This window comes from Niallia sp. FSL R7-0271, from assembly GCF_038005785.1.
In the GTDB taxonomy this organism is placed as follows: Bacteria; Bacillota; Bacilli; order Bacillales; family Cytobacillaceae; genus Niallia.
Genome location: NZ_JBBOTZ010000001.1, coordinates 1,261,794 through 1,275,350, shown reverse-complemented (window position 1 = coordinate 1,275,350; position 13,557 = coordinate 1,261,794). Strand labels below are relative to the sequence as shown.

General features: G+C 37.6%; 14 protein-coding genes and 1 pseudogene. 4 read left to right on the top strand and 11 right to left on the bottom strand.

Going from position 1 to position 13,557, the window contains the following annotated elements:
• Positions 1 to 37: 37 nt before the first annotated feature.
• Positions 38 to 580 (bottom strand): peroxiredoxin, encoded by a 543-nt coding sequence (locus MKX82_RS06440; RefSeq protein ID WP_237941155.1) that lies wholly within the window; start codon positions 578 to 580, stop codon positions 38 to 40.
• Between the two features lie 275 nt (positions 581 to 855).
• Here MKX82_RS06440 and MKX82_RS06435 point away from each other — a divergent pair, with 275 nt between their 5' ends.
• A complete protein-coding gene (locus tag MKX82_RS06435) occupies positions 856 to 1,713 on the top strand; it encodes a mechanosensitive ion channel family protein (protein WP_251644612.1) in 858 nt (285 codons plus the stop codon).
• Between the two features lie 60 nt (positions 1,714 to 1,773).
• Here MKX82_RS06435 and MKX82_RS06430 read toward each other — a convergent pair whose 3' ends face one another.
• The 6 genes from MKX82_RS06430 to MKX82_RS06405 all read right to left on the bottom strand — a co-directional run bounded on the left by MKX82_RS06430 (position 1,774) and on the right by MKX82_RS06405 (position 5,882).
• Positions 1,774 to 2,907, bottom strand: a complete 1,134-nt coding sequence (locus MKX82_RS06430; RefSeq protein WP_245399849.1) for an N-acetyldiaminopimelate deacetylase — start codon at positions 2,905 to 2,907, stop codon at positions 1,774 to 1,776.
• A 96-nt stretch (positions 2,908 to 3,003) separates the two neighbouring features.
• Entirely contained in the window at positions 3,004 to 3,714 is a 711-nt protein-coding gene (dapD, locus tag MKX82_RS06425) for a 2,3,4,5-tetrahydropyridine-2,6-dicarboxylate N-acetyltransferase (protein WP_341075835.1), read from the bottom strand.
• A 114-nt stretch (positions 3,715 to 3,828) separates the two neighbouring features.
• Complete coding sequence (locus MKX82_RS06420; RefSeq protein ID WP_233314610.1) at positions 3,829 to 4,743, bottom strand: LysR family transcriptional regulator; 915 nt, start codon at positions 4,741 to 4,743, stop codon at positions 3,829 to 3,831.
• A gap of 133 nt (positions 4,744 to 4,876) precedes the next feature.
• Positions 4,877 to 5,311, bottom strand: a complete 435-nt coding sequence (gene cbpB, locus MKX82_RS06415) for a cyclic-di-AMP-binding protein CbpB (protein WP_233314611.1) — start codon at positions 5,309 to 5,311, stop codon at positions 4,877 to 4,879.
• Positions 5,312 to 5,380: 69 nt separating this feature from the next.
• Positions 5,381 to 5,524: a hypothetical protein gene (locus MKX82_RS06410; RefSeq protein ID WP_233314612.1), complete on the bottom strand. Its 144-nt coding sequence runs from the start codon at positions 5,522 to 5,524 to the stop codon at positions 5,381 to 5,383.
• A gap of 121 nt (positions 5,525 to 5,645) precedes the next feature.
• Entirely contained in the window at positions 5,646 to 5,882 is a 237-nt protein-coding gene (locus MKX82_RS06405; RefSeq protein ID WP_127734982.1) for a YkuJ family protein, read from the bottom strand.
• Between the two features lie 265 nt (positions 5,883 to 6,147).
• Between MKX82_RS06405 and MKX82_RS06400 the strand changes: the two genes are divergently transcribed.
• Positions 6,148 to 6,381 (top strand): glutaredoxin family protein, encoded by a 234-nt coding sequence (locus tag MKX82_RS06400; RefSeq protein ID WP_251644613.1) that lies wholly within the window; start codon positions 6,148 to 6,150, stop codon positions 6,379 to 6,381.
• A gap of 57 nt (positions 6,382 to 6,438) precedes the next feature.
• On the opposite strand, the gene MKX82_RS06395 is transcribed toward MKX82_RS06400, so the two are convergent.
• Entirely contained in the window at positions 6,439 to 7,059 is a 621-nt protein-coding gene (locus MKX82_RS06395; protein WP_341075821.1) for a DUF3993 domain-containing protein, read from the bottom strand.
• Positions 7,060 to 7,234: 175 nt separating this feature from the next.
• Positions 7,235 to 8,452 (bottom strand): EAL domain-containing protein, encoded by a 1,218-nt coding sequence (locus MKX82_RS06390; RefSeq protein WP_233314616.1) that lies wholly within the window; start codon positions 8,450 to 8,452, stop codon positions 7,235 to 7,237.
• 209 nt (positions 8,453 to 8,661) lie between these two features.
• On the opposite strand from MKX82_RS06390, the gene MKX82_RS06385 reads away from it, so the two are divergent.
• Complete coding sequence (locus MKX82_RS06385) at positions 8,662 to 9,369, top strand: C39 family peptidase (RefSeq protein ID WP_233314617.1); 708 nt, start codon at positions 8,662 to 8,664, stop codon at positions 9,367 to 9,369.
• A 97-nt stretch (positions 9,370 to 9,466) separates the two neighbouring features.
• Here the strand turns inward: MKX82_RS06385 and MKX82_RS06375 are convergent.
• Positions 9,467 to 11,477 (bottom strand): annotated as a pseudogene (locus tag MKX82_RS06375) (EAL domain-containing protein).
• 395 nt (positions 11,478 to 11,872) lie between these two features.
• Between MKX82_RS06375 and MKX82_RS06370 the strand changes: the two are divergent.
• Complete coding sequence (locus MKX82_RS06370) at positions 11,873 to 12,340, top strand: YkyB family protein (RefSeq protein WP_233314621.1); 468 nt, start codon at positions 11,873 to 11,875, stop codon at positions 12,338 to 12,340.
• 57 nt (positions 12,341 to 12,397) lie between these two features.
• Here MKX82_RS06370 and MKX82_RS06365 read toward each other — a convergent pair whose 3' ends face one another.
• The gene (locus tag MKX82_RS06365) at positions 12,398 to 13,303 is read right to left on the bottom strand and encodes a chemotaxis protein (protein ID WP_233314623.1); all 906 of its coding nucleotides are present in this window, start codon (positions 13,301 to 13,303) and stop codon (positions 12,398 to 12,400) included.
• Between the last annotated feature and the right edge of the window lie 254 nt (positions 13,304 to 13,557).

The window sequence follows — 13,557 nt, the reverse complement described above, 5'->3', positions numbered from 1 at the left end:
CTCCATTAAGTATATATTCTCTTATTCTTTAACCAGATCATAGAGTAGCTTGGCCAGGCTTCCAATTAGCCGGGCAAAGTCCGCCTGTTTGCAGTGCTTGGAGTACGCGCAATGTTTCAGTTACATCTCGGCCGATATTATTATGATTCACAACTGAATACATCAATTCCCCTTCAGGGCTGATGATGAATAAACCGCGCAGAGCAATCCCTTCCTCTTCAATCAGAACGCCGTATTCTCTTGATACTACATGATTCGTATCTGCTGCCAGCGGGAAGTTTACGTCCCCTAGCCCATTTTCTTTACGATCTGTTTTAATCCACGCTAAATGAGTATGTATTGTATCTGTAGAAACACCAATTACTTCTGCATCAAGATCTTCAAACTCGTCATAACGGGCAGAAAGTGCAGTGATTTCAGTGGGACATACAAAGGTAAAGTCCATTGGATAAAAAAACAGTACTGTCCATTTGTCATTTTTCATATTTTCTTCGAGACTAACTTTTCCAAATTCTCTATTTGCTAATACTGCTTCCATTTCAAATTTTGGTGCTTGCTTGCCTACCATACGTTCCGGCATTATTAATTACCTCCAAAAAAACTGATTTAATTGAGAATACTTAGTAACGAGACGAACAGAATAATCTTATTATTCTAATTATAAACACTATATTTTCACCAGTCAAATACACATAATATTAAATATAAATTAATAATAATTATTAATAATATTTTTACAAAAATCGGTTAAAATACTTAGGAATAATTAGTCAGCCAAAAAGTTTACAATTTATTTTTTAGGGAATACATTAAAAAAGTTTTTAATGGCAGCAATACATATAAAGGAAGTGCAGTATGAATACAATTACAGATATGCAAGATTATTTTATAAACTTTAATTGGGCAAATCTCCTTGTCAGCACAGGATTAATTTTACTTAAGCTGCTGCTGATATTCTGTCTCTATTTTATCATCAAAAAAATCTGCTTATTATTTATATCCAAGCTTTTTGATTCTTATATGAAGAAGCATTCCATCTCAACAGGGAGAGCTTCAACATTAGAAAGTTTAACCAAGAATATTTTGTCCTATATCCTTATTTTTATTTTGGCAGTCACTGTTCTTCAAACATTCGGGATTGATGCTACTGCTATCCTTGCTGGTGCTGGTATTGTTGGTCTTGCCGTCGGCTTTGGTGCCCAAGGACTTGTCAGTGATATTGTCACAGGTTTTTTTCTTTTATTAGAAAAACAGCTCGATGTCGGTGATTCTATTACTACAAGCACCTTCTCAGGCACTGTGGAACAAGTCGGACTAAGAACAACACAGCTCCGTTCTCCAGATGGCACCCTTCATTTCATACCTAACAGGGAAATTAAAATTTTAAGTAACCACTCTAGGGGAGATATGCAGGCACTTGTTGACGTTATTATTTCTAATGACAATGACATCCCGGCTTGTTTGGAAATACTCCAGGATGTTTGTGATACTATCCGTAAGGAAAGTGATGTAATCACAGATGGTCCGAATGTTATTGGTATTCAATCGTTTGCTGGGACAAGCTTGACTATCCGCATTATTGCCAAAACACTTAATAATGAGCAATGGGGTGTCGAAAGAATACTGCGGCAAAGAGTTCAGGAAACATTGGAGGAAAAAGGAGTTAAATTGCCATCACCGGCAAGTTTAGCTTTAGAAAACGGCAATAAGTAAATAAACTAAAAATCCTCAAAGACTGAAATGCACACTTTAGTCTTTGAGGATTTTTTTTGCTCAGTTGTTATTGCCTTTAAACTGTAAGTAGGAAGTAATCATAGTAATAGCAGTTTGCAATGCATCTTCGTCTGGGTTCAGTTTGCTGTGATGAAGACCATATGGAGAATGGACACCAAGCCAAAACATAAACCCAGGGATTTCCTTCAGCATATAACCGAAGTCTTCACCTGTCATTGCTTCTTTGCATTCAATCAGCTCAATCGTTGTGTTTTGTCTAATAAAGTCCATAAATTCTTTCGTGACTGCTTCTTCATTATAAACTTGATAATATCCGCTTCCAAAATCGATTGTACATTCACATTCATACCCTGCTTCAATTCCTTTAACGAGCGCTTTAACTCTATCCTTAACCTTGGTCATGGATTCAGCAGAAAGCGTCCGCATCGTCCCTTCTAATCGCGCTGACTCTGCGATAACATTCTGAACTGTGCCTCCAGTAATCTTACCGATTGTGACGACAGCACTGTCTAGAGGATCGATATTTCTTGCTACAATTGATTGCAGCTGTGTTACTAAGGAACAAGCCGCTACAACCATATCATTCGTCTGATGCGGATAGGCAGCATGCCCGCCTTTACCTTTCAGATCGATGAAAAGCTCTGAAGTATTGGCAAACAAGAGACCAGGTTTCACTGCAATGGTGCCGACAGGATACTCTGGTGCCACATGCAGGGCCATGATCATATCAGGCATCCATTCCTGCATGATGTCACTTTTCAGCATTGGTTCAGCACCGCCGGGCCCTTCCTCTGCCGGTTGGAAAATAAACAGCATATCATCATCAATTGGAATTTCCACTATATTTGTTAATACACCGAGGGCAATTGTCATATGAAAATCATGTCCGCATGCATGCATTGCCTGCTCATGACTAGAGCTGAAGGGAAGGCCTGTCTCTTCGGTAATCGGCAAACCGTCAATGTCCGCACGATAACCGATAAGTCTTGCAGACTTTCTGCCTTTCACCTTTACAAATATCCCGGTTTTCCAAGTCTTTATTTCAATCCGCTCGCTAGGTAATGCATGAATATAATTTAACAGATATGTTTGTGTTTTGAATTCTTGAAACCCAAGTTCAGGGATTTGGTGCAGCTCTCTTCTGATTTGTACATAGTCTGTATTTGCCACCATTTCTCTCCTCCAGCTTAATGTAAATTATAGCTCCTGCTTATAAATTGCAGGCTAAAAGGAAAAGCGCGGAATGAAGTTTCCACGCTTTTTTTAACATTATAGTTTACGAAGCTCTTGCATAATTTCTGTTTTAGATTTTGTCTTCTCATCGATTTCTTTGATGATGCGTGCTGGAGCTCCTGCAACCAATGTATTTGCCGGAACGTCTTCAAGAACGATTGCTCCTGCTGCAACGACAGCACCTTTTCCAACTGTAACACCTTCAACTACAACTGCGTTTGCACCGATAAGAACATCGTCTTCAACGATAACCGGCTTAGCAGATGGCGGCTCAATAACACCAGCAAGAACTGCGCCTGCACCTACGTGGCTGTTTTTTCCGACAGTAGCTCGTCCACCAAGAATCGCACCCATATCGATCATTGTACCTTCACCGATGCTTGCGCCGATATTGATTACAGCACCCATCATGATAACAGCATTATCACCGATTTCTACTTGGTCGCGAATAATTGCGCCTGGCTCAATACGAGCTTTAATATTTTTCATGTCCAATAGAGGAATCGCTGAGTTGCGGCGGTCGTTTTCGATTACAAAATCAGTGATGCTGTCTTTGTTAGCTTCAATCACTTCATTGATATCAGACCACTCACCGAATACAACCCCTGCATCTCCGCTGATGAAAGATTGAATTTTTTCGCCAAAGTTAACTTCAGATAAGTTTCCTTTAACATAAACCTTTACAGGTGTAGATTTTGTACTATTTGCAATAAATGAAATAATTTCATTTGCATCCATCATTTTCATTGTTAGTTACCTCCAATATGTATATATAACACTAAGCATTACTTTACCAAACAAAAGCATAGAAGACAAGCAAAAATAACGGTTAGTCTATCTTTCTGCCTGCCTTTTAGCCATTCACTGCGGGTGAATATTTCCTTCTCTTATCGCCCGCTTTTCTCCAGCTACATACTCTTCAATAATTTCAAAAAATGCCTGCACTTGCTTTAATTGAAACGCCGCCTCATAGCCAATCAGCCACGTGCTTCGGAAAATCGGTTGATTTTTTTCATCGAGCAAAGGCACTTGAAAGAGGTTTTGATTCGCCTCTTTAAGAGCGATGGCTGGAAGTATGCTGTAGCCTATTCCGTTAAAGGTCAATTGCTTGCATGTTTCGATTTGATCGACATAAATTGTATTTTTGGGAGGCGCAGGAAACTGTCTGTGCCACCATTCCTGGATTTCCTCATAATAGCTCGAATCGCTTTTAAATTGAATAAACGGCCTGTCAGTATCCATCAGCTGATCCAAACTGGAAATTTGGCTGTCAACCAAATATAGGGGATCGTCAAACAAATGCTTTTTGGCCCCTTTCCAATCAGCACTTCCCCGGATAATGCCAAGATGAATGCTGCCGTCAGTCATCGATTTTAAAATCTCGCTGCTCCAGCCAGTGATCAATGATACTTTAGCTTGGGGATATGTCTTAATAAACTCCTTCAGCACTCCAGGCAGCCAGTTCTGTCCGACAATGCTGGCGGCTGCAATACTTAAAGTTCCATGAACTTCTCCCTTTAACGCATGGATGGACTCTTTTACACTATCTTCCTTGCTTATTGTTTCTATTGCAAACTGCGCAACAAGTTCTCCTGCTGCCGTTAAAGAAAGCCCTTTTTGGGATCGGATAAACAATTTGGCGCCCCATTCCTTCTCAATATTTTGCAGCCGCTGCGAAAGGGCAGGCTGAGACACAAACAGCTTTTCTGCAGCTTTTCTCATATTCATCTCTTGGGCAAGGACCTTTAATAGTTGCAGCTCAGATATTGTTGACATATATTTCCCTTCTTTTTCCTGTTGTTCTTTTTGCCGGGTAAGCAGTATTGCAATTAGATGGAATAAACAGATGTGTTACGTAGGGGGAATAACTTTAAGGAAGCACTTTAAAACGAAGCCATGAAAAAACTCTCTATATTTCCAAAAACGTATTCAGCCTTTTTAACACAGACCTTCTTGTCAAAATGCCATCAAAATAGCCTTCATTATCCTCCAGGCAAATGAAGGGATTATCCGTTAAAAGTTCCATCATATCCTTGAATGATGTATTTGAATTTGCTCTAGGAACAACTGTGTTCATTACTGTTTCCACTTTTATGCTCTCTAACTTTTCGAATTCAATCCGCTCAAGTCCGAGTATGCTGTCCATAATGATGGGCGTACTCAGCAAACCATGGAGCTTGTAGGAGGGATCTAAAACCGGTATGGAAGAATAGCCGCTTTTTGTCAGTACTAAAAGGGCATGTTCTAAATTATTACCAACTTGCACATGGGCAACACGCTCTGAAGGAATCATTAATTCTTTCACCGTAATGTCTAAAAATTCTCCGTTGTGTATGCTGGTCATAGCCGAAAACTCCTCAATAGTTTATTTTCTACTCCACTATCTTACCATAGTTTTCGGCCATTTGCTCATTTAACCCTTGCTCGTTTCGATATTGCGCTGATTAAAACCACAGTTAGGACAAGTGTAGATGACATTCTGATTTGATTGGGCTGTCAGTACATTCTCTAACAACTCCTGTTGCTGACATTCAGGGCATGTTACTGCAATCTGCATGCAAACTCCATCTCCTTTCTTTTAGAGTGACTCTGTTATTAGACTGTTAATTTATTTAAGCAATTATGCAAGGATTAATGACAGAAAAAGGAGCCGTAAGAATACGGCTCCTTTTTAGTGATTATTGAATAAGATCAAAGATTTCGATTGTAATCATATCGATATTGTCAAATTGATATCTTTTTGGCTTTTCTTTATCATTGTATACTTCCAACTCATACGTTTCTGTTTTAGGATGGAATGTAACTTGACATTTTCTTTCGCCGTTTACCTCAAAAAAACGTTGGGAAGGTTCTCCCCCTGTTGATTGTTCTTGTAAATTTTTTAAACGTGTTAATATGCCTTGAAGCTGTGACATGCTCTCTCTCCTTTCAAACAAACCCATATATTACTTATAGGTTTAACTATTAGCATGTTTCTATACACTTTCCCTTTAAATTAAAGCAAGCGTTCTTGCTTTGTGTAAATGCCAATAATAACAGAATAAAATATTGCGGAGTGTTTGTCCAAGTAAAATTGAAGAATGAGCAAATCTTTTTTCTCAGACCCTTAAAATGTGCTATGATTAGGCAATATATATATTATAGATAGCGAAATTTTCAGATAGATGGAGGCAATTTTTTTTGAAAAAAATAACGATGTATACACAGCCTGATTGCCCGCCTTGTGAATATGCGAAGACGTTTTTACGGGAAAAGGGATTTGAACTGGATTTGAGGGATATTCAGAAAGATGCCAAAGCTAGAAAAGAGCTTGTGCAAAAATATCAATGCTTTTCTACTCCTACTTTTGTAATCGGTGAAATAGTTATTGCCGGTTTTGACCATGACAAGCTGCAAGAGGTTCTTAAATTTTAAAGAAAGCAAGCTGTACCAACAAGGTACAGCTTTTAATATGCAAACAACTCCCATTATTTATCGTCCATTTTGTGCAAAAGGAAGACTAAAGATGACTTTTAATTGTGCGAAAACTTGTAAGTCTGCAAGTTTGTTCAACCTAGACACTTTTTCCACTTCACTATTTTCATTCTTCGCATTCTTTGACAAATACTTCGTTATTTCTTCATCGGAAAGCTGCTTTGATACTTTCCATTGACCATTTATTTTCTCCAGTAGCATTCCTTCATAGTGGTCCTCATAATATAGGGGGCCATCATCTGGTGATTCAAAATATTCGTATACATAAATCTTTTGAGAATGAATATCTATTTCTGTATTTTCTGAAAACTGAAAGTACGGAATATAGTATGGTGCAAAATCACTGCCATAGATTATATACTTTCCGTTTTCTTTGACTAGATTTGCTTTTAGAAACTTATTAATATAATCGTCAGAAAAATACGGTGTTAACAATGAGTTAACTTCAGAGAGTTCTCTGTGCTTTTCACTTAAATGTACCTGTGCATGAAAGGCTTCCTCTAAAAATAAGAGTACATCCTTTCTTTCAGACAGCTTGTCCTTCTCCATAGCATAGGTAAATTGGGCATTTCCAAAGGCAAGTATTAATAAAAAAATGCAAAGCATCGTTTTCTTCATTGCCGTCTCCCCTTTCTCTTTCTAATGATAACAATAATCTATTCACAGTATTCGATTTTTCGTTCGTTAAATTCTGTAATGCTTTGACAATTTTCTGCGATATTATACATATACCCGAAAAACAACCGAAATAACTAAAGATTGACACCCAAAATAAAAAAGACCCATAGCGGGTCTAATTAATAAGCACTTCCATCTTATCAAGGAAGTTATAGGACAGATCAATAAAAAGAAATTCGTTAGCATCAAGAGGATAGGAGAATGTTCTGACTGTCCCGCCTGTTTCAATATCACTGTACAAGTCCGATAAGATGCCCTTTTTTTCATTTTGCATCTTAATGATATTTTCGAGAAAATATGGGCGCCAGCTCCAGTTTTTATTAACATACTCCCTTTGCAGTACCCAATTGCTGTTATCATAAAAAATATTGGCTGATTTTTGAAATCCATCTTCATTACAGACATACATTCTAAAGGCTACATCTGTCAACTCGTTAGACAAGTTCTTTAACAGTTCTTCATAGCTTGAATATTTACGATATTTCTGCAGCAACTCATGAAGTTTCGTTTGAAATTTATCTGTTAATTGAAGAATTGATGTCAGCTTTTTCTTTTCATAAGAGATAAATTCATGAAACTCTGCCCCTAATTTGGCTTGCCGGATGGTTGGTTCCACAAAATGTTCTTCTGGATGATGCAAATAAAAGCCTTGATAAAATCTGCCGCCGTTTTTCCAAGCAAATTGCAGCTGATGTACCATTTCAATATTCTCAAACAAAAGGTTCGCCCCTATTTTTCGAGCAAGCATTGATAAGGAATAGAGAACATTCTGGTACATATGGGAAGTGGAAGTGGAACGAAGAGCCAAAAGGTCAATTTTCAGGATATCAGGAGCCAGTTCTCCAATTCTGTCAACATAACTGCTTTCGCTTCCCATTTTGTCAATAGCGATTTTAATTCCAAATGTTCGATAGTAGACAAGCAAATGATCGAGATGCTCTGATTGTCCGGTATAATTTCGTTCCGATATCTCCAGTACAATCCGATTTAAATCAAAGCCTTTTTCTTCATAAGACATAAGCATTTGCAAGAAATCCTCGCCGTCATCATACATAAGAAGATCTGCATCACGATTGATAAATAGCAGGAAATTATCATCAAGCTCTATCGCTCTGTCTAATGCTTTTGTTAGCACTACTTTGTCTACTTCATTTTTATACTCTTCTGGAATCGACTCATCTAAAAAAAACGGGCCTAAGCTTTCTGTTCCATTTATTCCAGTATATCTTCCTAATACTTCATATCCAATAACGGTATGTTCGTCAGCACTAAAAATGGCTTGGAAATAAGGGATGACATTATCTAGATCTGTCAAAATATCTAAAGCGTCCATATTTTGATCAGCCTCCCTATAAATAATGACTTATTATACCATAAAAAATTAGACTTTTTCCCTTTAATATAGCCATGAAACGTATTTATTTTGAATATTGAGCATATAAGCAAATCGTTCATTCAACTGGAAAGTGTTGATACTTATAAACAGGAAATAAACACATATCCTAATTACCATAGGAGCCGGCAATCGAAAGTAGGTTGCTAATGCGTATATTTAGACTTTTATCTCTGTTGGTGCTTATCACTTGCTTCCAACAATCACAAATAGGAATGGAATTTGCCTTAAGTCAAAAAACACACGCTGCCTCCACGCAGAAAAGGTCCATCATGCTTAATGTGCCGCTGATCAAGCAAAACCCTGAGCTTAAATATGGGTGTGAAGTCACAAGTCTTGCTATGGTACTGCAATATGCTGGGGTGAAAGTAACGAAAATGGATTTATATAAAAAGGTATCTAAGGATACTGACCCTCTTGTTAAAAAACGAGGGGACATCATAAGCTGGGGTGACCCGGCTGTAGGGTTTGTAGGAGATATGACAGGCAAAACGAGCGGCTACGCTGTGTTTGACCAGCCAATAGAAGATTTAGTAAATAATTATTTGCCTGAAAGGGCCGTTAATTTAACTAACCTTTCTTTTTCCGCTGTTGAAAAGCATGTTTCTGACGGATACCCCGTTGTAGTATGGACTACTGGAGACTACCGACTACCAGACAGATGGGAATCATGGCAGCATAATGGCAGAACAATCAAAACACCACTTGATTTGCACGCTGTTGTCCTCGTTGGGTATGATGATAAATATGTTTATTTAAACGATCCACTGTCAGGAAGAAAAAAAGTAAAAGTAAGCAAGTCACGATTTATTGAATCTTGGGCAGCATTAAAGCATAGAGCTGTCAGCTATAGATAAAGAATGCCATCCTCGGAAATATCCAAGGATGGCCGTTAAAAACAAGAGAATAGCCAGATTCCCTGCCTATGTTTCCTATAATCCACTATCATTTTATTCACAAACCAGGTAGTTCATTCCTGTTATTAATGCTGATTTTTGTTTGTAAAAAACGTTCAACTTCCTCAGCAGGGAGCGGCTTGGAATAATAAAATCCTTGCGCTTTATGACAGTTAGCTGCCTTTAAAATATCAGCCTGTTCCCGGCTTTCTACTCCTTCTGCAATGACATCCATGCCCAGATTCTCTCCTAAGTGGATAATGGTTGTAATTATAGCCGCATCCTTTACATTCTTTAGCACATCTCTGACAAATGATTGGTCAATTTTTAAAATATCAATCGGAAATTGTTTTAAATAACTGAGTGAGGAGTATCCTGTCCCGAAATCATCAACAGAAAAGCTCCTTTAATTTCCGAAGGATAGGAATAGCATCTTTAGAATTATGCATAGCCCCTTCTGTTATTTCAATTTCCAGCAAGTGCGGCGGAATATCATTTTTTATAATGGCTGTTTTGATAATGTCAACAAAATTCGGCTGTTCAAACTGTTTTGGTGAAATATTGACGGCAATTCGAATACCATCATTAAATGACTTCAACCATTTGCTGATTTGCTGACAAGCTGTTTCAATCACCCAGTTGCCAATTGGGATGATAAGTCCAGTATCCTCTGCAAGAGGGATGAATTCACCTGGAGAAATAATTCCAAGGACAGGGCTATCCCAGCGCAGCAACGCCTCAACACTTTTAATACTCTGAGTTTTTAAATCAATCTGCGGCTGATAAAAAAGGGTCAGTTCTTTATTTTGCACCGCTTTTCGCAAGTTAGTTTCCAATGTTACGATATTTGTTAAAGCGACATTCATATCAGACCGGTAAAATTGAGAATGAGCTTTTCCTCTTTCCTTCACTCGGAAAAGTGCTTCATCCGCATTTTTGATAAGTGTATCTTCATCCTTCCCATCGTTAGGATACATGCTGATGCCGATACTTGGCGTTATATAATATTCTTGTGAATTTAGATAAAAAGAGCTGGCAAACCTCGACAAAATTGCTTGAGCAAAGGCGCTCGTTTTCTGCCTTGTTGTGTTAGATAGCATAATAATGAACTCATCTCCGCCTTGCCTGTAAACATGGCAATCTTGGTTATTGAATTCTAACAGCCTTTCAGCAACCTTTATCAATATCTGGTCGCCGACAATATGGCCAAATGTGTCATTAATGTATTTAAACCGATCAAGGTCAATTGTCAATAGCGCGATTTCTTGGCCGGTTTTAGTCGCCTTGTTTATTTCAATATTTAAATCTTCCAGAAGAGCGCGTCTGTTATACAGACCTGTCAGTTGATCATGAAAAGCCATATATCTAATTTTCTCGGCAGTCTCTGTTTTCTCAGACATATCTCTTAAAATGATATACATCCCTTTTGCAGTACTACTAATTAGAATGGGGATGATTTTAATATGAACATTAAGTACTTGGCCATTCTTCATTTTCAGCATGCTGTCGAGTGACTGAGATAGGTGAGTCAACCTGCATTTCCTAACTTGATCCTTAAAGGATGTATGGCTTACTTCTTCTATTAAATCAAAGATTGACCTGTTTTTTATTTTGTCTAAAGGATATTCCATTAACTTTTCAGCTGCCGGATTAATCGTTTGGACCAAGCCGTTTAAATCAATCCCTAAAATGGCGTCTAGATTATGATCGACGATGGAACGAATTTCCTGCTCTCTTTCAATCAGTCTCTGCTTTTCTTCCTGCAGTTTTGTCACATCTCTAGTAACAGAAACGATGAATTTAACATCCCTATTTTTATCCAGTATAGGTGTTAAGACAGATTCACCATATCTTTTAATTCCTTCTGGCAACATAACTTCATCAGAGAATACATGGATGTTTTTTTCCGCATACACCTTTTCATATTCTAGCTGCAGGCCACCATATACACCTTGGTGCAGAACATCCTGCAATGATTTCCCGATATAATCAGGTGTGAGCTTCGCGTGAATATAGCCTGCCTTATTGGCAAATACATAGCGAAAAACAGGACCAGGCTCTGCCTTCATGATATATACCAGATCATTAACATGATTAAAAATGATTTCAAATATGATTCTCTCTATTTTCATATTAGGGTCTAGATGCTGTTCGTCCTTAATACTCTCAAAAAATCCGTTCATTTGTATCATCCTTAATTACTTCTTTTATTGCTTTTCGTTCAAAATTAGCCATGCGCTAAAATGTATAAATCCCAGGCTGTTCGTCTACAATAATGGAATCAATAATATATCTACGTTTTTCTTAGTATAATTATCGGCAATTAGTAAGAAATGTTTATAATAACCTTTTAAAAAGGAATCATTCCATTATAGAAGACGCTTTTAGATTAGGATTCCTTTTCTATTGGAAAAATAGTATAATAGCTTGTATTCATTCTCTACTAGAAAGGAGTTTATAGATAATGCACAAGCATCCATCAAAAATGCCGCAACTGCATCCAACGATCGAAAACCTCTCTCAATCCATTTCAGTAGTAAATCGCCATGCTAAAACAGCAACAGATCCGAAATTTCTTTATAAGCTGAAACAGGCAAGTCTGCAAAAACTGCTGAGTGAAGGGAAAGCAAAAAAGGTAGGGCTTCACTTTTCCAGCAATCCAAGAAACAGCCAGCAGCAGTCTGATATCCTGGTTCAATGCGGGGAATATACCTTTCACTTGCCGCCAACAAAAAAAGATTTTGAAGAATTGCCTCATCTTGGTTCTTTAAACCAAAACGTCAGGAATCCAAAATCTACCCTCTCTCTTAATCAGGCAAAAAAGCTGTTGATTGCATATACTGGTTTAAAAGAAGACAACCAAGATCAAAACAAGCCGCCAAGCAAACGATATGTTAAGCCTGTTTTCAAAAGACTTGGGGAAAGCTATTAGTTAAATGCATATAGCAAAAAGACTGCAAGAATTCATCATTCATGCAGTCTTTCTTTTTTAGATAATATACTCATCAACTAACAGAATTAATTCCGCTATTTCTGGTTTGCTTACTTGTGCATTCGCTCCGACACGTTTCCCTTTATGTCTTAAATCTTCCGTAATTAAGGAAGAGAAAATGATAACTGGAAGATGGCTAAGCTTAGCTTCCTCTTTAATCTTTCTTGTTAAATGATGTCCATCCATTTGCGGCATTTCAATATCTGTAATCACCAATTGGACAACATCTTCTATCTTTTTGCCAGAATCAATGACTCCTTGCAAATGTTCCAATGCTTCTCGGCCATTTTCAAAGAAATGCACCTTCTCATAGCCTGCCTCTGCTAGCGTATCCTCAAGCAGTTTTCGTAGCAATGGTGAATCTTCGACTACAATAAGCTGTTTATTGCTTCTTTCACGTGTTCCTAATCTTTTCACTTGCTGAACATTAATACCTGAATCTGGATTAATATCAACAACAATCCGTTCGAAGTCAAGAAGCAAAATCATTTCGCCATTCAGCTTAATTACACCAATGATTTGACTTTCTGCACCTTGGTACATTTCAGAAGGCTTTTCAATGTCTTCCCAAGAGATACGATGTATCTGGGAGACATTATGTACGTGAAAGATAATTTTTGTTTTGTTGAACTCAGAAACAATAAATTTATCTTTCTCCGGCTCCTCTGAAGGCGGCAAACCTAAAGCATTTGCAAGGTTTACGACTGGCAGCACTTCTCCTCTCAATTCCATAATGCCCTCAACATTAGGATGGGCATGGGGAATTGACGTAATAGGTACAGGGTTAATAATTTCTTTTACCTTAATAACATTTATCCCGAATTTATTTTTGCCTACACCAAATTCTACAATCTCTAATTCATTTGTACCTGTCTCTAGTAAGATTCCTTTATCGTTGTTCATTATTTTCGTCCTTCCTACTAAACATAATCTGCTTACTCGTTATATCGTTGCAATTATTGTAAACTTAAACATTTATTTTATAATTGGCAAAAGTTTGTTCAGATGAAAGCTTTGCCTTGATTCTTTTTTTATATCGGCCGCTTTTAAAATCTATGAAGAGTGCTAAAAAAATAATTTGCACAGATGTGTCTCATAAACCCAACAGGAGATGAGACAAAACAAAAGATAGCCTATCTAAATACGAATAAATTGTT

Excerpts from the sequence above, each read along its gene's own strand:
- dapD (WP_341075835.1), bottom strand. The coding sequence starts at position 3,714 with ATGAAAATGATGGATGCAAATGAAATTATTTCATTTATTGCAAATAGT.
- MKX82_RS06385 (WP_233314617.1), top strand. The coding sequence starts at position 8,662 with ATGCGTATATTTAGACTTTTATCTCTGTTGGTGCTTATCACTTGCTTC.
- cbpB (WP_233314611.1), bottom strand. The coding sequence starts at position 5,311 with ATGACCAGCATACACAACGGAGAATTTTTAGACATTACGGTGAAAGAA.
- MKX82_RS06430 (WP_245399849.1), bottom strand. The coding sequence starts at position 2,907 with ATGGTGGCAAATACAGACTATGTACAAATCAGAAGAGAGCTGCACCAA.
- MKX82_RS06420 (WP_233314610.1), bottom strand. The coding sequence starts at position 4,743 with ATGTCAACAATATCTGAGCTGCAACTATTAAAGGTCCTTGCCCAAGAG.
- MKX82_RS06390 (WP_233314616.1), bottom strand. The coding sequence starts at position 8,452 with ATGGACGCTTTAGATATTTTGACAGATCTAGATAATGTCATCCCTTAT.
- MKX82_RS06405 (WP_127734982.1), bottom strand. The coding sequence starts at position 5,882 with ATGTCACAGCTTCAAGGCATATTAACACGTTTAAAAAATTTACAAGAA.
- MKX82_RS06370 (WP_233314621.1), top strand. The coding sequence starts at position 11,873 with ATGCACAAGCATCCATCAAAAATGCCGCAACTGCATCCAACGATCGAA.
- MKX82_RS06410 (WP_233314612.1), bottom strand. The coding sequence starts at position 5,524 with ATGCAGATTGCAGTAACATGCCCTGAATGTCAGCAACAGGAGTTGTTA.
- MKX82_RS06435 (WP_251644612.1), top strand. The coding sequence starts at position 856 with ATGAATACAATTACAGATATGCAAGATTATTTTATAAACTTTAATTGG.
- MKX82_RS06440 (WP_237941155.1), bottom strand. The coding sequence starts at position 580 with ATGCCGGAACGTATGGTAGGCAAGCAAGCACCAAAATTTGAAATGGAA.
- MKX82_RS06395 (WP_341075821.1), bottom strand. The coding sequence starts at position 7,059 with ATGAAGAAAACGATGCTTTGCATTTTTTTATTAATACTTGCCTTTGGA.
- MKX82_RS06365 (WP_233314623.1), bottom strand. The coding sequence starts at position 13,303 with ATGAACAACGATAAAGGAATCTTACTAGAGACAGGTACAAATGAATTA.